A 17981-nucleotide genomic window follows, 5' to 3' on the forward strand; every position below is an offset into this window, starting at 1 on the left:
GAATTTCAAAACTCATCATTAATCCAAATAGATTCCTTGATACTTTGACTGCCGACACTGCCACCAGCAGACAGCCGATCTTTAATCTCACGATACTGCTCAGCAAAACCTTGCGGCAGTGGAATATTAAGCCGCACTGATAGCTTAAAAGCTGTCGCATATTTGAGAAATTCTCTCTTTAGTCCATCAAGACCAACTATCTTGTAATCAACATCTTTGAAATGAATGAGATATTTTGTTGTTACCTTAATCTCTGGCAAAATTTTAATCTCGCGGCACGCATCACGAGTGAGCAGCATATATGATGGCACCCATACCTTGCTCAGCGACAATATATTGCGCAAAGAGCGTCCACTGCTACTCTCAATCAGCTCCATCACATGGAAATTTTTGTAGCTAGTTAGATTAACATCAAACGCTGGATTTTTCTTATTACAATCATCAAATAAAAAACCACCACCAACTGTTTGGCCGGGCTCTAAAGTAAACTCCTGGACAACATCAGAATCAAGACAATAGTAATTTTCATGCAGTTGATCAAAAGCCTCAGAAAAGAGTCTCTTTACTAAATCAAGTGTCCCTAAATGCTCAGAGTTATCGCGACGCGAATTGATTCCCAGCATTCCTTGTATGTCTACAAGTATATTGGAAAAACTATCGTCATATGTCTTAATTTCACTCATTCCTCTTTCTCCTTCTTCTCATCTTTAGCAGGAGAAAGATTTTTTATCGTCTTAATGTAAGTCTCTGGTTTTGTTGATTTCGCTGGCAGTATTAAAGTGCCAACAAAAAAGTTAAAATAATCACTATAGAGATACGCCATTAATTCACCAATCTCTTGTGGATGCCGCTCCAGCACAAATCTACTCTCCGTCGCAAACGACATTGAGTTACTCCTTGTTGGTCCAAAAGCAGCATTAGGAGCCGATATTTCCTTATAGTTATATTTGCTGGTAGAAGGTGCAGGTACCGTTGACAGCTTAAATATCGAAGCTGGTTGCCACCATAAAAACGCCTTACAGTGATCTCCCACAACTTTTCCTTTTGCGCCTTTTAGATAATCCTCATTTACAACATCAACACCATAAGTAACACCAGGTGAAACTCTTACAGTTTTTTCATCCGTATCCTCCATCACAGTAAGTGCGATTGGCACTCCAGATGGTATATCTTTTCTATCTCTAGCTAGCCACTCTTTATCCTCTAGCTGAATAATATCTCCTTTTTTAAACGAACCTTCAGAAAAAGTTGCAGTCATAGCGTGGTATTCATCAATTGCTTTATCGATTTTTTCGAGCGTGATACTTTCCTTTTTCGCTGCATCACCTGCCTTATGAAAATAAGTTGAGGTATCAATGTAAATCTCAGCTAAATCAAACATCAGTGACGACAGCATGTTCTTAGTATCACTAAGAAACATATCGCTCTTCGGTGCTTGTGTGTAATTTAGTCCAGACTTGCTGCGGAGTAGTCCCATTGCAGAGTTTGGCATTGAACCAACTAGCCTTGAAGTTCGCATTACACCACCATTGAACCGAATCATGTAATCTACAAGGAGGCCCATATACCCTTCGATGCAGTCATACATACTATCTTCAGTAGAACCAGCGCAGATAAACGCTCGTGATGCTATCGTTTTAAACTGATAATCATTGATCTGTTTAATCACTTTCATCAGAAGCTCATGATAAGCACGTTCACCACGCTCCATGAATGATGTTAAACTGGTTGGTGCACTGCTAGGAAACTGATCACGATTAAACAAAAATTTCACATCATCATGGTCAATTTTCGCTGCTCCAGAAACACGCTTATAGTCAATTCTCATGGTTTTTTGCTTCACGGTATGAATACCATCTTTTTCATCCATGAACCTATCATCACTGATTAATCCCCCCTCTGTAGAGATAAAAGGAGGCTGAATTAAAAAGCTATCCTTTCCCGAGTAACGATTTGGAATATCATCAGCACCAGAGCCAGTAAAAGCTAAGAGTGGACTTGAAAAGAGTACTATCTCAATTAGCCGTTGTGAGAGTAGATCTGTTCTGTAGTATGTTGAATCAGAGGTAATACTCATCAGTAACCCCTAGTTCTAAAATAGTTTTGTACTTCTTTAAACTCTTCTTCGAAGATACTTGGAACATCGCTATACTTATAATTAGTGGGTATCGCAGTTGCTTTACTGCTTTTGTGTAGCCCCTCTTTTAAGCTGCCAACTTCTTCCTTAAATTTAGACAGTGGCTTACTTCGCAGTTCCTCTCCTAACTCACCATCTTTTGCAATATCAGCTAGTTTTTTCACAAAAGAAGTTTTGTTATTACCTTTTGCAATCTACTCGTTAATATAACGAACTTTACTTACAGTGAGTGTATCGCAAAAATCTTGTAGATCTTGATAATCTTCACCACTTAGAACCTTTTCAGCAAACTCCTGATTGGCTTTGACCATCTCTAGAGTTTGACGATCATCATCACTTATTTTATATCCCTTATTTGTGTGATTCATAGAGGTTATTACAATTGACTTGTCAGATTGAGTCTGAACTAGTTGGCTTGTTAAGAGATTTGCATTTTTGAAGTGATTGTAGTTTCTGATTGTGTTTACAATTTTGCATGACAAACGACTCTTTTGATAAGATATAGTTTTTCACTTAAGCAAGGAATCGTATTTTCCAGTTCCTTATATTTTTCCCAAGGAGTTTTTCCTTGAAGAGCGCTATGAGGGCGGTGTTTATTATAATACTCTTCCCAATCCCTAAGTTTAATTTGCAATTCAGAGCTCTTGATGGTAACGATACTGTAAAACTCATCTAAGTCTGTACGCTGTGCTCTTTCCACTTTACCATTTAAGTGTGGAGAAAACGGCTTAATAGGACGAAATTTAATTTTCCATTCCTTCAAACATTCTTGCACCTCATAAGCAAAAAATTCTTGCCCTCTATCAGTTTGAATCCTTTGGCAATGGAAAGGTATTCTTTCTCTTAGTTGTTTTAGGAAATCTAAAGTGTTTTTTGAAGTACTTCTTGAATATAATGCAACAATTTTATAACGTATCTATAGCAGTATATTGATAAAGCCCTGACGATATTTTGCACACATCCATCTGCACACGCTCTCCAGGTACTTTACAGTTATAACGCTTGACATGTTTGCGATAATGACGTTTAACATGCAGAAGACTTACACTATGTTTTTTGAAAATTTTGTGTATAGTAGCCAATGACAAGGATAAATCATATAGACGTCTTAACTCGGTTTCTTGCCCCTAGCTTTCTAGTTTGTCTTAGATGAAGAATAAGCTGCTCATCTGATTCATTGATCTTTTGCAAAGGTGAAGTTTTAGGCTTACTACTGAGATCTACTAATCCTTTTTCACCTAACTCTTCATAACGTTTGTACCATTTACGTAAGGTAAAACGTGAAATACCATAATGCTCTTTCCTGCATGACCCAACTTTTTGTATAGTTTTATCCAACTCAGACGTAGTTTAACCCTAGATTAACTAATTTATCCTTTGCAATTGTAATAAGGTCTATAAACTACTGCAAATCCAAATTTCTATTTGACCTTATATTCTTATTGTAATAACATCTATGAATCACACAACTGTCATTCAAATAGCTGACACTGGAATGGCTTTATTGCATCACTCTTCGGATAATAGGTAACGTGGAATGAAGCTATCTCAAATTTAGCCATGCCTATATCAGTAATTTTGTTAAGCAAATAACACTTGAGCTCTCTCACGATTAACCTCAGATTTGTTTCTAAAACTAAACCAAAATGTTTGCTTCAGTCGCGAGAAAAAACTTTCTATATAAGATCTCTTCCCATAATTTATCTCTTTTTTCCACCTCTTCATACCATCTTCATCATATGACTTTATGAGCTTGATTGTAGAATTTCTCTCATCAATATAATCCAACTTTGGATGCTCTACTGCATTATTTTGCGGAGGAATCCTTGTCTTTATGTCAAGCTCATCGCACAGTTTGTATAACTTCTTTCGATCTGTCTGCATATAGTGTGCTTATATTATATTAACATCAATCCTTGCAATAAGATCACATGCTCCATAGTGGTCAGAATAAACTCCACCACTGTATTTTGCTGCTATAACTTTTTTGCTACCTATCTCTAGCATTACATCTTGTTTGCTCATAGCGGCGATACTTTCTATCTGTACCATTTGCCTTGCTATGACCTGGAATATTATTGTACTATCTATGGCAATCTCAATATCTTCTGTATTATTTTTATCATGTCTTCAATTTTGATGTTAAGTTTTTTAAGCCTTCTTGAGGCCTGTAATAACTTGCAAGTTTTGCTCAAGGTACCCTGCTATAAATCCCGCTGTTTGTCTCAGAGCTATTCTAAATAAATAAGTTATTATGTGAACCAGAATCACGACCTTATCGCTATAAATGTAGTTGCCAACAGCCATTTTTGGACCTTTTTCGTACCAATTTTCTATGGCATCATTGACGTAATAAAAAATATTTCCCCTCTCTTGGAGAAATTTGTTATATTCATGGCAGTTACTGACTATCATTTTTTGCGGCATATTTTTCTTTAGTAGGTTAAATGCTTGTCTTATAGTGAATTTTGTCAGTAACTGCCAGCTCTTTTTATTTGACCTATGCAACAAAGCCCACTGGAATCCTGATTTTTATCAGGAACGTTGATTACTCTTTATTCTTCGCCCTTCCTGCACGTTTACGCTCATTTGGATCAAGGAACTTCTTACGCAAACGTATAGATTTTGGAGTTACTTCTACCAATTCATCATCGTCTATATATGCTATCATATCCTCCAGTGTCATTATTTTTGGTGGAGTAAGCTTTATAGCTTCATCGCTACCTGAAGCTCTTACGTTTGTTAATTGCTTACCTTTAAGTACATTTATTTCTAAATCATTGTCACGACTATGCTGACCGACAATCATACCACAATATAGCTTATCTTGTGGCTTAACAAACATAATTCCCCTATCTTGCAGATTGAAAATTGCATACGCTACTGCTTCGCCTTTTTCTGTTGAAATTAAAACCCCATTACGCCTTCCGGAAATTGAACCTTTATGTGGAGCATAACTGTGAAATAAACGGTTGATTATACCAGTGCCGCGAGAATCAGTTAAAAATTCTCCTTGATAGCCAATTAATCCCCTTGATGGCACTAAAAATGTCAACCTAGTTCTGCCACTACCAGAAGGTCTCATGTCAGTTACTTCACCTTTTCGAAAGCTAAGTTTTTCCATGATGATTCCACTATACTCATCATCTACATCAATTACTACTTCCTCTATAGGTTCAAGTTTTTTGCCATCTTCTTCTTTAAACAGCACTCGAGGCCGTGAAACTGAAAGTTCAAAACCTTCCCTTCTCATATTTTCAATCAGTACCCCAAGCTGCAACTCACCACGTCCACCTACTTCAAATGCTTCACCACTTGGAGCCAAAGTTACAGTAATTGCAACGTTTGTTTCTGCTTCTGCATATAAACGATCTTTTATAACAGTTGAGGTAAGTTTTGTTCCCTCTTGCCCAGCAAAAGGTGAGTCATTAACGCTTATAGTAATCGCCATTGTTGGCGGGTCAACTGGAGTTGAGCTGATCGCAGTTGTAACTTCTGGTGCTGCTATAGTGTCTGAAACTGAAGCTTTCTCAAGTCCTGCAATGGCAATGATATCACCAGCTACAGCTTGCTCTACTGGAACGCGTTTTAAGCCAGAAAATGAGAGTAACTTAGTTAATCTCCCTCGCTCAACCACTTGACCATCAAGATCAATTACCTTAAGATCTGAGTTAACTTGCGCGATTCCTTGGTAAATCTTTCCTGTCAATATTCTGCCAAGAAATTTATCAGATTCAAGTAAAGTAACTAGCATAGCAAAAGGTGCATTTTGATCATAAACGGAAGGTTTTATGTAATCTATCACCGTTGAAAATAATGGGCTTAAATCTTTTCTCTCATCAGATAGCTCCTTAGCACACCAACCATTTCTACCTGAAGCATAGAGTACTGGAAAATCTAGTTGCTCGTTGGTTGCATCAAGGTTAAAAAATAACTCATATATTTCATTTAGTACTTCATCAATTCTGCTGTCTGGTCGATCAACCTTATTGATTATCACAATCGGTTTTAAATTTGCCTTTAGTGCTTTTGAGAGCACAAATTTTGTTTGTGGCATTGGACCTTCTGCAGCATCAACCAGTAGTAATACACCATCTGCCATGCAGAGCACCCTTTCCACTTCTCCACCAAAATCCGCATGTCCTGGTGTATCAATAATATTGATTTTCTCATCACCCCACATTATTGACGTACATTTTGCAAGTATTGTAATCCCACGTTCACGTTCTTGATCACCACTATCCATCACTCGTTCTTGAACTTCTTGATTCTCACGAAACGTGCCACTTTGTTTTAACATGTTATCAAGTAAAGTAGTTTTTCCGTGGTCAACGTGTGCAATTATTGCAATATTGCGGATTGATTTAAATTCACTCATTTCTTATCATTTCAAATTTAATTTAATAACAAGTATACGTATAATATATTTAGAGTAAATAACTAAAGCCTTGCTTTCAGAGTATTTTAGGCAGATCATGGAACTCTAACAAAAAGGTTTCATGTTCGCTATACTTTGTAGCAACTAACACCAAGACAAAGAAGAATCTTGCTTTAGCAGTACATTTATATAAAATTAAAATAAACTAAAGTAATCATTAAAATGCTAACAAGATTCGCTCCAAGCCCAACTGGCTACCTACATGTAGGAAACATACGCACTGCACTCATTTGTTGGATGTACACACGTAATCAAAATGGAAAATTTTTACTACGTTTTGATGATACTGATCTTGAGCGTTCAGATATCAAATATGTAGATAATATCATAGAAGACCTAAAATGGATTGGCATAAATTGGAATTCAAGTTTTAAGCAATCAGAGCGTTTTGAGCGCTATAACGAGGTGTTCTTACAGTTAATGAAAGAAGGTCATATTTATGCATGTTATGAAACAAGAGAAGAATTAGACACTAAACGAAAATTGCAGTTAAAACAAGGACTTCCCCCTATTTACAATAAAGGTGCGTTGCTTCTAACTGAGCAAGAGAAAATTCGTTATGAGCAAGAAGGACGAAAACCACATTTCAGATTTAAATTGAATAGAAACGAAATTGTAAAATGGAATGATGAAGTTAAAGGTGAAATAAATATTGCAACAATTCACATTAGCGATCCTGTGGTAAAAAGAGAAGATGGAATTTATACATACATGTTACCTTCTGTTGTTGATGATGTTGACTTTAATGTAACCCATGTTGTACGCGGGGAAGATCATGTAACTAATACCGCAGTTCAGATCCAAATTATTAAATCATTAAAAGCGAAAATTCCTATATTTGCTCACCTTCCCCTACTACATTTTGATGATAGCAAGATATCTAAACGGAAAGGTGGGTTGGATATTAAGTCCATAAGAGAAGATGAGATTGAGCCAATGGCGCTAACTAGCTATTTAGCAAAAATTGGCACATCTGATCCGATAGAAGCTCATGTTGATATGCAGTCTTTAATTAACTCATTTGATATTAAAAAATTTAGCTCAGCATCTGCACAATTCAGCTTGAGTGAAATGTATAAGCTAAATAGCAAAGTGCTGCAACAAATGCCATTTGAAATGGTGCAAGATCGTTTAAGTCAAATTGGCTCAGAGTTTTGGTATTTTATAAGGAGTAATATAGAAAAGTTTTCTGAGGTGGCCAAATGGTGGAAAACATGCAAATTTGGTATAGAGCCTGTGGTTCTTAATAAAGAGTTTATAAAAATAGCGCTAAGTTCATTGCCTAAAGGTGATTGTAATGAAAACACATTATCAGAGTGGGTTAAAAATATTCGACAGACAGTTGATATAAAGGCAAAAGATCTATTTATGAAGTTGCGCCTCGCTTTAACAGGAACAGAAACAGGTCCAGAACTCGCTAAATTATTAATTTTTATCGGTAGAGAGAGAATTGTTGCAAGGTTAGAAGAAAATCATACAAAAGGTTTAAATGCACCGAATGTATTTGAATGACACCAATAAGCATTGTTCAGGAAATGTGAAAATATTAGATTTCTTGTCATTCCAGTTTCTGCTCCTGTCATTCAAGTAGCTGACACTGGAATCCATAATCTCGCCAAAACGTTGTATTTTAAAATAACTTCTACACATATCCCATATTTCTGGATCCCAGTGTCAGCTACTTGAATGACAACATTTAGTTGTTTTTTCTCGTCTACCTTATTTTACTACTCTGCTGAACGAATAACACCAATAGTTAATCTCATGCTGAAAGATCATTTTATGGTCCAAGTCAGTTTTTTTACAAGTCACTTCCAAGCTCATTAAATTTTCTAAGATCTTCTTAAGTTCTGAAAGTTGCAAACTTTTCAAATGAGATTTAAAACTCTGCAATTGTTTGAAGAACAATGGAGGACTCAGCTGGTCAATTGCAGCTTGTTCATTCATTCCATTTTGTATTAACAGCAAAACGCTTTCTAGCCGTAGAAAATAATTTGATATAATACGGATTAATGCTATCGGTGAAAAATTCTCTTGTAATATCAATACATCGGAAATTTTGATGAATTGTCCCATGTCTTTACTCACTATTGCAGAGTACAGATTATCAAGTGTAACATAATCATTGCCGGAGGTTGAAAAGCATAGATCTATATCAGCAAGTTTAAGATCTTTTCTTTTTCCTAGATATAAAACTAATTTTTCAATCTCTGAATATATAGGCAGTTTGCTATGATTAAAATAAGACTGCAAGTGGTAGATTATCTCACTTGTGCACTCTATATCATTTTGTTTCAAGTAACTTGATATAATATCACAAAGATTACTACCGCTGTCCTTATAGAAGGTAATGACACCGAAAATTTTTGAGCTTTCCATATAACTTTTAGTTGTAGAACTATATGGAAGATCATTTGCTATCATTACTATATAATGATCGCCTATATTATGATCCAATATGTTTCTTAACTCTTTAGATATACTTCCACTGACATTTATCAGCTTAACTAACCTTTTTTTAGTAAAGATCGAAATGTTTGCCAATTCGGAAAATAACAAGCCAGGCGACTTATTCACTACTGCAAAATCCATCACCTGAACTGAATACTCATTCAAGTTGGCAATTATTTCCTGTACAAAAATATCGACCTTACTATTGTCACTCCCATGAATTAATACACCACTTAAAGTATCGGGTTTCTCAAGGAATTTTTTAACTTTAGATGGCGTGATTCTCATGCAATCTATATTATATTATCACTACTTGGTGGTACATCATTTGATTGCACATCAGTTTCCAACAATTCTGAGCTTTCTTGATTTGCTGTATTCTGCATATCATCAGACACTTCTTTCTTTCCCGTAACATAATTATAAAAATCTTTTATAGGCTTTCCTATATATCTAGAAAAAAATCCTTCGGCCATATCTTTCACTCCACAAATTAACAATTAGCACATAAAAACAACGTAGCAAAAACTACTTTACGCTCAGATAGTTACACTCATTTGTTAATGAATTATGAACTTCCGAGACCAAAATTAAGTCGATCTACTTAACACCAATCTTATAAAATAAGCAATGATTAAATACACAGATGCGATAAGTATAATTGCAGGTCCAGTTAATAAGTCAAAACTTGCAGATAATATCAAACCTGATACTCCAGAAATCACAGAAAAAACTGTTGCAACAATAATCATTTGCATTGGAGTTTTTGAAATGAGTCTTGCTGATGCAGCAGGTATTAACAAAAATGCAGCAATGAGTAATATTCCTATTAATTGAGCAGAAATTGCAATAAAGATAGCGAGTATAATCAAAAATTCTAGCCTAACAAAATTAACATTTACTTTCTCAACTGTTGCCAAATCTTGATTAATCGAAATCATCAGCCAATAGCGCCATCTAAATATTAATATCAAAGTAACTATTACGGAGGTTAGAAAAATTGATATTATATTACTTTGGTCAATCATTAATATGTCACCAAAAAGTGAGCTAATAATACTATTATTACCTGATGGAAGAAAAGACATAAGTATTAAACTCGATGATAAAACTACATTGGTAACTATGTTCAATATCGTATCAGCAGAGTATAATTTATTAAAATTAAGAGAAAGTAGTATAGCAAACATAATTGCAATGAGAATTATACTTACCGATTGGCTGATATTAAAGATCAAAGCAAGTGCAATACCAAGCAATGAAGAATGGGACAAACTATCACCCAAATACGATAACCTTTGCCATATCATAAATGACCCTAGAGCTCCTGTGACTAGGCTAATCATAATTACCGCAATTAGACTGTTTATAAAAAAACTCTGTGTAAATATCTCTAACATGCTATCAGATAACTGACAACAAATCTATCTTCAGATATTAAAACGTTATGGGTTCTGCATGCAGAACCCGTCGTCATAAATTCAAAATTTAAATTCTTTTGCTCCATAAGATAAGACTTCATTGAACAATCGCGTATCTTACCAGTACCTATTATCAAAATCTCTATTTCCTCTGTTAAAAAAGATTTAAAATACTCCTTGTTATTTATATCACTTTCTTTCAATTTAATCACCTTTTCAGGAAAAATTATAATTGAGCCATGATATTCTTGATTATTTACCCAAAATCTTTCTTCCCTGTAACCATCTATAAGATTTTTCTTCTTGGAAATTAAGGGCATAAATCAAACCATTAATTCCGTGTCGCACACCCACCATTCTGGATATTCCTTTTTGATATTTGCCGCTGCAGCTTTTGCACTTTCTTCACTATCAAACATTCCAAAACACCCTACACCACTACCTGACATACGAGAAAGTATAGAGCCTTCTTGTGACTCTAGTGTTGATATTACATTCTGAATTTCAGGTACAAGACTTATTGCTGCTTCTTGCAGGTCATTTTTTGTCTCTTTAAGAAGCTCTAACAAATTCTCCTCAGTGTTATCACTACACTTAATTGGATTAGAGAAATCCTCTTTATACTTGGAAAATACTTCTGATGTATTCAAAAACTTTTTTTTTGGTTTCACAAGTACCAGACTTATGGGTAAAGAGCATTGTTTAATGGGACATAATTCCTCACCAACACCTCTAACAAAAACTGGCTTACTATCTACACTTGCAGGCACATCAGCACCAACGCTTAAAGCTATATCACTTAAAATTTGCCTATCAATATCCCACAGCTCTCCTAGCGTGCGTATCACAGCTCCAGCATCTGAGGAACCACTACCAAATCCTGCAGCAATTGGTACATTTTTTATAACCTTTACAGTGACTTTAGTTCGTATAGGAGCGTACCTAAGCAGTAGACTCAATGCTTTCGTTATAGTATTATATCGATAATTTATTTTAAACTCAGAGTTTACAAATTGAACTGTAGAGTTATCATATCTAAAGTTTTTTTCTCCTACTTTTATCTCTAAAAAATTAGAAAGTTTAGCAAAGACAACCAAACTTTCAATTAAATGATACCCTCTTTCTTCTCTATTTATAATATGTAAAAAAAGATTGATCTTTGCAGGAGCCTTTACACAAAAACTTTCCATCTGTATATCTTCACTAACACTATCTTATTTACTATACTTGAAATGCCACTTCAGTCAAACTTTATACACTCCTAATGAGATCAAATGCCATAAATCCTAACTTCTCTGTATGGGTAAGTGCATCAGCTGGTACAGGTAAAACAAAGATCTTAATAGACAGAGTATTAAGACTTCTATTAGAGAATAAGAGAAATATTCTCTGCTTAACATTTACCAATGCTGCAGCAAATGAAATGGAGGATCGCATTTACAGTACACTTAGTAAGTGGGCAATATGTCCAGAGGGTATATTGGTCGCAGATTTAGAACAATTAGCCCAGTGTGTGACCAGAGAAAATAAAGATTATTTAACAAGAGCAAGAAGGCTTTTTTCTGAACTGGAAAATCTTGGTCTTAATATTCAAACTATACACGCCTTTTGTTACAAATTAATCTCTAGCTTTCCTACAGAAGCTGGTATCGCTCCAAATTGTACGTTGAGCGAATGTAAAGAATTGCATTCTATCGTATTTGAAAAAACGCTTCATAACGAAACTGTGCAGGACGATATAAATATCATTGCAGCTGAAATTGATGAAAATAAGCTGCGTGATTTGCTCTATACCTTATGTATAAAGAGATCAGCTCTAGAAAATAATTTAGGGTATATCAAAGATAAACTAAGTGCCCCAGATAAGATTCACGATTTACAGAGTGAAACGATTGAGCAGATAAAAAGATTAGCTAAAATATTAATTGAGGGCAGCAAAAGAGATCAGAGTTACAGTGCGATACTTTATGATTGGTGTAATAGCACAAAATCGTCCGTACCAAATGTTGTCATCCAAGTAGCTGACACTGGGATCCAGAAAAAAAGAAATATGGATCCCAGTGTCAGCTACTTGGATGACAACAAGATAGAGAACTTAGCTAAAGTATTTCTCAAATCAGAATCGTACGAAAAAAAGAGCATATCATCCATTATAACAAAGGGTGCTTTGGAAAAATTTGAAGACGTAGAGCAAATGATAGAAAGCATTCAAAATGCATTGTTTACCCATGTAAAGGATATAAATTCTTATCAAATATTCGCAAGAACCAGTAGTTTACTTAGTATATTTAAAGTATATGTTGATCTATATAATAGTGAAAAATCAAAGAATGCACTGCTTGATTATGATGATATCATCAATTTAGCAACAAATCTCCTTAGCAATCCAGGCTATAAAGATTGGATATTGTTTAATCTAGATCAAAAAATAGACCACATTCTTGTTGATGAGGCGCAAGACAATAGTATCAGTCAATGGAAAATTATAACAAATCTCTGCAATGAATTTTTTACCGGTGGTGACGAAAAGAGAACTTTATTCGTTGTTGGGGATGTAAAACAATCTATTTACAGATTTCAAGGAGCAAATCCCCATCTATTTAATTACATGCAGCAATATTTTCACACGAAAACCGGTGGCAGAGATTGGGTATCATGTCAACTTGAAAAGTCATTTCGCTCAACTCCAGAAGTTTTGATGCTTGTAGACAGAATATTTAACAATTTTCGTGAAGAAATATCTTTCAATGATAACAAGATAAAACATATTCCATATAGAGAAACCGATCAAGGATACATTGAAATTTGGCCATTACTGCCAGGGTATGAAGAGAAAGAGCAGCAAGCCTTACAAATTCATTTAACACAGAGGAAAGAGTATGTAGTAACGGATCGATTACTTGCTCAGGCAATAGCTCAAAGAATTCACAATTGGTTAAACGAAGGGCGTATTTTAGTCGCCAAAGATCGCCATATAGAACCAAGGGACATTATGATTTTGGTACGGCAACGAAATGCGCTAGTTGACTACATAATAAGTGAACTAAAAAAAGTAAATGTACCAGTTATAGGCCGAGATTATTTTAGAATTATGGATTACATAGCTGTGCAGGACTTAATAGCTTTGGCTGAATTCCTCCTCCTTCAGGCAAATGATCTGGCTCTTGCAAATGTTTTAAAATCACCGCTATTCAACTTTACTGAGGATGATTTATTCAAGATTGCATATGATCGTAAAGAACATTCGTTGTGGGAAAAACTTCATGATTATCATGAGATTACCTCGAATGAATTAAACTATCTGATTAATTTATCTAAGACAGAATCCCCTCTTACACTATTCACGCATATATTGCGCACAGGCAAAAAGAAATTTGCTTCAAGGCTAGGTCTTGAGTGCTTCGAGATTCTAGACGAATTTATGAACCTCGTATTGCAATTTGAGCACCCATCTCTTCAAGCATTTGTTCAGTGGATCAAAGAAAATAATCCTGAGATTAAAAATGATATGCAATCAGAACGCAATGCTGTACGAATAATGACAATTCATAAATCAAAAGGTCTACAAACTCCAATAGTGTTTTTAGTTGACACAAATACAGTGCCAAGAAACAGCGAAAGTATTTTGTTTGATACAACGGAAGCACCATTTTGGTGTGGCAAAAATAATAATGCTTATTGTGATCAAGTAAAAAGAGAGAAAAAACTAGAGGATTATAACGAATATTTGCGTTTGCTGTACGTGGCACTTACGCGTGCTGAAGATGAATTATACATTTTAGGCAAAGAACCAGTGCAAAAGGGCTCTTGGTATGATCTAGTTATTCAATATGGAGCATTATATGAGAGGAAAAAACTATACTTACAGCCGATATTTAAAGAAAAAATTGAAGTGCTATGCATGAATGCAAACTACCCTTCTATTTATAAAAAACATGATTATTTTGATGTTCCAGTGATTTCACCTCCATCAAGCCTATCAATGTCATTGCAGCACGTGACGCTGGAACCTGGAGAAAAAAAGTCTTGGATCCCAGATTCATGCGTCAATGTTAAACAAAATACCATAGAATTCAAGAAGAGAATTACTAGACCCCAAAAAAAGGTAAGTCATGCTAATATTATTTGAAAAGGATAAGTTAAATTTTAAGGGAGTGTTAAATAAACCATAAGCGTCAAGTTAAGAAGCAAGTGTTAGAAAGTTCAATGAGCTTAGTGTGGAGACTCTAATTTTTCTATACCTGTCTTTCACAGAAAATTGTGACCAGTCTGTGGTAAGCTTTTTTAGGAAGATTCTCAAATTATTAATTCTACTGCTTAATGCTAAAAATAACTCCCTAATTCTTCTTTTTAGTTCGATGAATGCCTTTGTTAGACTAAGTTCTGTGTCCTTTTTTAGTTCTGTACAACCAACTATTCCATGAAATATAAGAACTGCACATAATTTAGCATATAATTCACATAATACCCTATATGGCTTTCCTTTCAGTTTATCAAGTCTTATATGGCTCTTATATAATTTGAATAATAGTTCAATTTGCCATCTTGCTCTGTAAATTGTTAATACCTGTTCAGCACTAATTTTATTCTCTGAAACATTAGTTATGAATATTGACCAATTCAATAACTTTTGGTTCCTTTTAGAAGATGTATACCCATGTGATTTTGCTAATCTATTAGCCTTTCTTCTTCTGGCCATGGACTGTTCTTCAGTTAGCTTTTGACATATAATTCTTACTTTAACTTTTGTCTCTTTTCCTAACAGCACATCATTTTCTAGAAATAATTTATCCTCTAAACATTCTAATAACTCTATTTTTTGATTTGTTTCTATATCATATATATTGGTATCAACGACTTATAAAATAAGCTCCTGTTTCATTGAGTTGCTTAAAAGAACTTGGCACAAAATAACCCAGGTCAGATATTAGCAAATCGTTGTTTGATATACTGCTTAAATACCTTATATACCCATGGTCTGACCTTATTCCCTCTGTTATGTTAAGTTGGGTTAATGTTTGATTTAGGTAATCAAAAACTAGTTGTAATTTTATTACAGATTTAGTATTGCTTTCATAACCACTGTAGCTTGTGCCATATCCTTTATACATGTTTTCCATACTATTATGTAGGCTAATATAGCTACTGTCCAATAACTTAACACTTCTAAAGTGCTTCAAAATTCTACAATTAATTTGCAAAATACCTTTAAATAACATTAAAGATTCATTATACATCCTTTTCATAAATTCCACTGCTTCCTCGGTAAATCTAAAGTCTAAACCCTGTTTTGTCATCTCTATCGAGTCTTCATTTAATAATTGACACATTGTTTCTATGCTACAATTATCAACCCCTATATTTCCCAAGACCATGGCTTTTATAAACGATGAACCTCTTAGCTTTCTCTTTCTTTTTATGAACCCTGTTCTAATTGAGATTTTATCTGCTTTTTCATTAAAAAATTCTTTGAGCTTTTTTGATAAGCAAGTTATTTTATTCATTGGTTCTCTCACTAAAAGTATATCTGGGAGAACTTATACCTTATTATTCTATCTCTTTCATACCTTTATTTCCTTAACTTGACGCTTATGGTTTATTTAACACTCCCATCTAAACTCAAATGTTCGTATAGTAGCTACTTGCATTTGTTATAAACTCACTTTTACTCTATAGTTATCTTTTTACTACCTTATCTATTTTCTGAACTGATTTTCGTATTAGAAAACATCCAATAAGAAAAATTATAAGAGGAATAAACCATAAAATGTAGGTACTAGATTTTACAGGTGGTACAATGATAATTGAATCTCCATAAGAATTTTTTAACTCTGAAATTATTTGCTCGTTAGTATATCCATCACTGATCTTCTTGCGAATTTCCTTGCGCATACCATATGCAACTTGAGACTCAGATTCGGATAATAATTCACCAGAGCATACAGGACACTTTATTACTGTAAATAAGTTACTTGCTCGCTCTTCCATGCTTTCATCTCTTAGTTTATCATCCAAAGTAAAAGCATTTATGCTTAAATGAAATATCAATGTAAAAAGTAAGCTAATTACTATTCTCATTTTTGGTGAATTGAGTGATAAAATCAGTAGTGGATAATTTTCCAATAAAGCCTGAACCTACATTATTGTCGTACTTTATTGAAAATTGAATGTCGTTATTAGTGATTTTTTCTGATAAGGAAGATATTGATTTTTCCAATTTATCTGCAGTCTTTGAATCATTAGTCACAAACGAAATTAATTCTTTATAATTTGATATGGCTACATTAATTTTATCTTCAAATGAAGATGTAACTAAATTGTAATTACTTACTCCACCATTCGCAGCAATAGAAAAGTTATTACTCTCAATCAAAAATTTTTCTATGTTGAAATTAATCTTAGAAGCTGAAATATGGTTTACAAATTCATAATATAATTTAGCGTCGACACTAAGGTAATTTTCAGGACTTGCAGTATTTTTATAACGGTAAGTATAAAAATCAAATTCTAGTTTAGTATTTTCATTCAGTTCTTTATCAAAGTGAAATTGAATGTAATTACTTTTATCATTCACTTCAGTTATAACACTTTGCTGATTTTCTAAAATATCACATTTTAATCCATAATCTTCGTAACGAAATGTATCTATATAGTCTATTACAGTGCTATTTCTGTTGAATTTTAATGAAGATAGTAAATCATTTAGTTTAACAACAAAGTGGCTACTCACGTGTGTGTGACACTTTATATTCTTTTTCTCATCACTACGGACAGCAATGTTGACTTCATTGCTTGGTATATAGATATATACTGACTTATCAAATAATCTGTTTTTTATCACTAAAGCTTCAGATGAAACAGTTAATTGCTCATTAGAAAATTTTGGATTCGTTACACGAAAAACTAGGTTAAAAGGAAATACGCTAAAATCATGTGAAATATCAACTTTTTCGTCATTAATGTAATCAGTTAAAAGACTTTTTACCTTAAATGCAGAAAAATACCAAAAACCACCATACGCTAGAGGAATAAACAAAGGTAAGAAGATGAGAATATAGATAAAAATTTTACGCATTATCCTTTATTTATCTAATGATATATTTCTTGTACCTCTGGGCACGGTTACGCACAAACCGTCAATATCTTTTGTGATTTTTATTTGGCATCCAAGCCTCGATGTCTCTGTTAAACCGAAAGCTAGATCCAGCATGTCATTTTCCTCATCAGATATAGGATTATGTGTTTCTACAACATCATAAAATTTTGAATCAACAATCACATGGCATGTAGAACAAGCAAGAGAACCTTCACATGCACCTTCAAGCAGATCTGGATCACTTCTATGAGCTAAATTAAGCAGAGTTTCTCCCTCTGCAGCTTCATAGCTTTTCTTACTTCCATCAGGTAAAATAAAAGTAACGGATGGCATACTATTAAAATCTCTACTAACTTCTCTATATTCTACAAATAATAACTATTATTTGCAAACTCTTTGCAATTCTATCGCCTATCTCTTGTAATCTGTATTCCTATT

Annotated in this window: 20 protein-coding genes and 1 pseudogene; 2 read left to right on the forward strand and 19 right to left on the reverse strand. The window is 34.2% G+C overall.

The genetic code is table 11. From position 1 onward, the window contains the following. Positions 1 to 5: 5 nt before the first annotated feature. The 10 genes from AAE962_RS04770 to typA all read right to left on the reverse strand — a co-directional run bounded on the left by AAE962_RS04770 (position 6) and on the right by typA (position 6515). Positions 6 to 683, reverse strand: coding sequence for a hypothetical protein (locus AAE962_RS04770; protein WP_343288784.1), 678 nt, complete (start codon positions 681 to 683; stop codon positions 6 to 8). Then, entirely contained in the window at positions 680 to 2077 is a 1398-nt protein-coding gene (locus AAE962_RS04775) for a hypothetical protein (protein WP_343288785.1), read from the reverse strand. Before AAE962_RS04775 ends, AAE962_RS04770 begins: the two co-directional genes overlap by 4 nt. Next, a complete protein-coding gene (locus AAE962_RS04780; RefSeq protein ID WP_343288786.1) occupies positions 2077 to 2301 on the reverse strand; it encodes a hypothetical protein in 225 nt (74 codons plus the stop codon). The genes AAE962_RS04775 and AAE962_RS04780 overlap by 1 nt, the downstream gene beginning before the upstream one ends. A 30-nt stretch (positions 2302 to 2331) precedes the next feature. Then, positions 2332 to 2505 carry a hypothetical protein gene (locus AAE962_RS04785; RefSeq protein ID WP_343288787.1) on the reverse strand — a complete coding sequence of 58 codons (174 nt, stop codon included), beginning with the start codon at positions 2503 to 2505 and terminating at the stop codon, positions 2332 to 2334. A gap of 95 nt (positions 2506 to 2600) precedes the next feature. Beyond that, positions 2601 to 2912 (reverse strand): integrase core domain-containing protein, encoded by a 312-nt coding sequence (locus tag AAE962_RS04790; RefSeq protein ID WP_343288788.1) that lies wholly within the window; start codon positions 2910 to 2912, stop codon positions 2601 to 2603. A 320-nt stretch (positions 2913 to 3232) separates the two neighbouring features. Beyond that, positions 3233 to 3475 (reverse strand): helix-turn-helix domain-containing protein, encoded by a 243-nt coding sequence (locus AAE962_RS04795; RefSeq protein ID WP_343288789.1) that lies wholly within the window; start codon positions 3473 to 3475, stop codon positions 3233 to 3235. Positions 3476 to 3718: 243 nt separating this feature from the next. Further along, positions 3719 to 4021, reverse strand: coding sequence for a transposase (locus tag AAE962_RS04800; protein WP_343288749.1), 303 nt, complete (start codon positions 4019 to 4021; stop codon positions 3719 to 3721). A 9-nt stretch (positions 4022 to 4030) separates the two neighbouring features. After that, positions 4031 to 4189, reverse strand: a complete 159-nt coding sequence (locus AAE962_RS04805) for a hypothetical protein (RefSeq protein ID WP_264336959.1) — start codon at positions 4187 to 4189, stop codon at positions 4031 to 4033. Positions 4190 to 4288: 99 nt separating this feature from the next. After that, positions 4289 to 4564 (reverse strand): transposase, encoded by a 276-nt coding sequence (locus AAE962_RS04810; protein ID WP_343288748.1) that lies wholly within the window; start codon positions 4562 to 4564, stop codon positions 4289 to 4291. Positions 4565 to 4685: 121 nt separating this feature from the next. Then, the gene (typA, locus tag AAE962_RS04815) at positions 4686 to 6515 is read right to left on the reverse strand and encodes a translational GTPase TypA (RefSeq protein ID WP_343288790.1); all 1830 of its coding nucleotides are present in this window, start codon (positions 6513 to 6515) and stop codon (positions 4686 to 4688) included. 222 nt (positions 6516 to 6737) lie between these two features. Between typA and gltX the strand changes: the two genes are divergently transcribed. Next, on the forward strand, positions 6738 to 8087 hold the full coding sequence (gene gltX, locus AAE962_RS04820) for a glutamate--tRNA ligase (protein WP_343288791.1): 1350 nt from the start codon (positions 6738 to 6740) through the stop codon (positions 8085 to 8087). A gap of 207 nt (positions 8088 to 8294) precedes the next feature. Here gltX and holA read toward each other — a convergent pair whose 3' ends face one another. The 5 genes from holA to AAE962_RS04845 all read right to left on the reverse strand — a co-directional run bounded on the left by holA (position 8295) and on the right by AAE962_RS04845 (position 11637). Continuing rightward, positions 8295 to 9314 carry a DNA polymerase III subunit delta gene (holA, locus tag AAE962_RS04825; protein WP_343288792.1) on the reverse strand — a complete coding sequence of 340 codons (1020 nt, stop codon included), beginning with the start codon at positions 9312 to 9314 and terminating at the stop codon, positions 8295 to 8297. A 5-nt stretch (positions 9315 to 9319) separates the two neighbouring features. Further along, a complete protein-coding gene (locus AAE962_RS04830; RefSeq protein WP_343288793.1) occupies positions 9320 to 9502 on the reverse strand; it encodes a hypothetical protein in 183 nt (60 codons plus the stop codon). A 114-nt stretch (positions 9503 to 9616) separates the two neighbouring features. After that, positions 9617 to 10426 carry a metal ABC transporter permease gene (locus AAE962_RS04835; RefSeq protein ID WP_343288794.1) on the reverse strand — a complete coding sequence of 270 codons (810 nt, stop codon included), beginning with the start codon at positions 10424 to 10426 and terminating at the stop codon, positions 9617 to 9619. Next, positions 10420 to 10767: an Mth938-like domain-containing protein gene (locus tag AAE962_RS04840; RefSeq protein ID WP_017532635.1), complete on the reverse strand. Its 348-nt coding sequence runs from the start codon at positions 10765 to 10767 to the stop codon at positions 10420 to 10422. Before AAE962_RS04840 ends, AAE962_RS04835 begins: the two co-directional genes overlap by 7 nt. A gap of 3 nt (positions 10768 to 10770) precedes the next feature. Then, positions 10771 to 11637, reverse strand: coding sequence for a 4-(cytidine 5'-diphospho)-2-C-methyl-D-erythritol kinase (locus AAE962_RS04845; protein ID WP_343288795.1), 867 nt, complete (start codon positions 11635 to 11637; stop codon positions 10771 to 10773). Positions 11638 to 11711: 74 nt separating this feature from the next. Between AAE962_RS04845 and AAE962_RS04850 the strand changes: the two genes are divergently transcribed. Then, positions 11712 to 14576: a UvrD-helicase domain-containing protein gene (locus AAE962_RS04850; RefSeq protein ID WP_343288796.1), complete on the forward strand. Its 2865-nt coding sequence runs from the start codon at positions 11712 to 11714 to the stop codon at positions 14574 to 14576. Between the two features lie 51 nt (positions 14577 to 14627). Here AAE962_RS04850 and AAE962_RS04855 read toward each other — a convergent pair. From AAE962_RS04855 to AAE962_RS04870, 4 genes and pseudogenes are all read right to left on the reverse strand, one after another. Then, a pseudogene (locus AAE962_RS04855) lies at positions 14628 to 15951 on the reverse strand (IS4 family transposase). Positions 15952 to 16123: 172 nt separating this feature from the next. Further along, positions 16124 to 16525 (reverse strand): cytochrome c-type biogenesis protein CcmH, encoded by a 402-nt coding sequence (locus tag AAE962_RS04860; protein WP_264337199.1) that lies wholly within the window; start codon positions 16523 to 16525, stop codon positions 16124 to 16126. Continuing rightward, positions 16509 to 17522 (reverse strand): hypothetical protein, encoded by a 1014-nt coding sequence (locus AAE962_RS04865; protein ID WP_343288797.1) that lies wholly within the window; start codon positions 17520 to 17522, stop codon positions 16509 to 16511. Before AAE962_RS04865 ends, AAE962_RS04860 begins: the two co-directional genes overlap by 17 nt. A gap of 6 nt (positions 17523 to 17528) precedes the next feature. Then, positions 17529 to 17876, reverse strand: coding sequence for a ferredoxin family 2Fe-2S iron-sulfur cluster binding protein (locus tag AAE962_RS04870; RefSeq protein ID WP_007302681.1), 348 nt, complete (start codon positions 17874 to 17876; stop codon positions 17529 to 17531). Positions 17877 to 17981 lie beyond the last annotated feature (105 nt).

This window comes from Wolbachia endosymbiont of Encarsia formosa, assembly GCF_039540065.1.
Classification (GTDB): domain Bacteria; phylum Pseudomonadota; class Alphaproteobacteria; order Rickettsiales; family Anaplasmataceae; genus Wolbachia.

Bases quoted from the DNA above. Each gene is read 5' to 3' on its own strand.
- AAE962_RS04870 (WP_007302681.1), bottom strand. From the start codon at position 17,876: ATGCCATCCGTTACTTTTATTTTACCTGATGGAAGTAAGAAAAGCTAT.
- AAE962_RS04800 (WP_343288749.1), bottom strand. From the start codon at position 4,021: ATGCAGACAGATCGAAAGAAGTTATACAAACTGTGCGATGAGCTTGAC.
- AAE962_RS04850 (WP_343288796.1), top strand. From the start codon at position 11,712: ATGAGATCAAATGCCATAAATCCTAACTTCTCTGTATGGGTAAGTGCA.
- AAE962_RS04810 (WP_343288748.1), bottom strand. From the start codon at position 4,564: ATGCCGCAAAAAATGATAGTCAGTAACTGCCATGAATATAACAAATTT.
- holA (WP_343288792.1), bottom strand. From the start codon at position 9,314: ATGAGAATCACGCCATCTAAAGTTAAAAAATTCCTTGAGAAACCCGAT.
- gltX (WP_343288791.1), top strand. From the start codon at position 6,738: ATGCTAACAAGATTCGCTCCAAGCCCAACTGGCTACCTACATGTAGGA.
- AAE962_RS04770 (WP_343288784.1), bottom strand. From the start codon at position 683: ATGAGTGAAATTAAGACATATGACGATAGTTTTTCCAATATACTTGTA.
- AAE962_RS04835 (WP_343288794.1), bottom strand. From the start codon at position 10,426: ATGTTAGAGATATTTACACAGAGTTTTTTTATAAACAGTCTAATTGCG.
- AAE962_RS04865 (WP_343288797.1), bottom strand. From the start codon at position 17,522: ATGCGTAAAATTTTTATCTATATTCTCATCTTCTTACCTTTGTTTATT.
- typA (WP_343288790.1), bottom strand. From the start codon at position 6,515: ATGAGTGAATTTAAATCAATCCGCAATATTGCAATAATTGCACACGTT.
- AAE962_RS04840 (WP_017532635.1), bottom strand. From the start codon at position 10,767: ATGCCCTTAATTTCCAAGAAGAAAAATCTTATAGATGGTTACAGGGAA.
- AAE962_RS04830 (WP_343288793.1), bottom strand. From the start codon at position 9,502: ATGGCCGAAGGATTTTTTTCTAGATATATAGGAAAGCCTATAAAAGAT.
- AAE962_RS04860 (WP_264337199.1), bottom strand. From the start codon at position 16,525: ATGAGAATAGTAATTAGCTTACTTTTTACATTGATATTTCATTTAAGC.
- AAE962_RS04775 (WP_343288785.1), bottom strand. From the start codon at position 2,077: ATGAGTATTACCTCTGATTCAACATACTACAGAACAGATCTACTCTCA.
- AAE962_RS04785 (WP_343288787.1), bottom strand. From the start codon at position 2,505: ATGAATCACACAAATAAGGGATATAAAATAAGTGATGATGATCGTCAA.
- AAE962_RS04845 (WP_343288795.1), bottom strand. From the start codon at position 11,637: ATGGAAAGTTTTTGTGTAAAGGCTCCTGCAAAGATCAATCTTTTTTTA.
- AAE962_RS04805 (WP_264336959.1), bottom strand. From the start codon at position 4,189: ATGGTACAGATAGAAAGTATCGCCGCTATGAGCAAACAAGATGTAATG.